Origin of the sequence: Bacillus sp. JJ1127 (genome assembly GCF_036965845.1) — a bacterium.
Lineage (GTDB): Bacteria > Bacillota > Bacilli > Bacillales > Bacillaceae_G > Bacillus_A.
In genome coordinates this window covers 1-790 of sequence record NZ_JBALQK010000365.1, presented here as the reverse complement: position 1 = coordinate 790, position 790 = coordinate 1, and the positions used below count along the sequence as shown (strand labels likewise).

1 protein-coding gene is annotated in these 790 nt (G+C 34.4%); it reads left to right on the top strand.

The genetic code is table 11. The features are described 5' to 3' along the window. Positions 1–74 precede the first annotated feature (74 nt). Entirely contained in the window at positions 75–656 is a 582-nt protein-coding gene (locus V7183_RS24485) for a replication-relaxation family protein (RefSeq protein WP_335361146.1), read from the top strand. The last annotated feature ends 134 nt before the right edge of the window (positions 657–790 follow it).

Genomic DNA, 790 nt, shown 5'->3' with positions numbered 1-790 from the left:
TATGTGGGAACATCTAAAAGAATATGAGGTGGAGAAAGATGAGCACATTGAAACAATTAAAGAAGGAACGTCAGATGACGATACTTGCGACGATTAGAAAGCTGCAGTTTGCAACGAGAAGACATTTGATGTGTGTACATGATATGGGTGGTATAAGAAATGCAAATCGTATCATGAAAGATTTGACACAATTCGTTAGCCGTGTGACCTATTATAAAGAATATGTGTATTATCTAAATAAAGAGGGTCATGCATTATTGGGGGAAGGAAAAGTCGTTTCAAGAAATAGGATGGAGCATGCACTTTTAAGGAATGAAGCCTGGTTACATTTATTTTGTCCAGATGATTGGCAAATCGAAACAGAGATACGCTATAGGAGGAATGGAGAGAAAAAGCGAATTATTCCAGATGTGAAGTTTCGTGATGAAGAGGGGATTCTTCATGCAGTTGAAGTGGATCGTTCACAGAAGATGAAAGTTAATGAAGAAAAGCTAAAAAAGTATGAAGAATTCACTCAAATTTATAAACAAAAATATAACGGGAAAATACCAATGATTCATTTCTTCACGATTACAAAATACAGGGAAAAGAAATTGGAGGAGATGGCAGCTAAATTTAATTTGTTTGTGAAGTTGTATATAATAGAAGGCTTTTAATGAGGTGATTAGAAAAAAGAGAAAAAACTTCTCTCAAAACTTCTAACAGATTTTCTAACGAAGTGAAAATTTATAGGTAATTTCAAAAGGGAAATGGTCGCTGATATGTCCTTCAACCCTTTATAGTAAAGGGA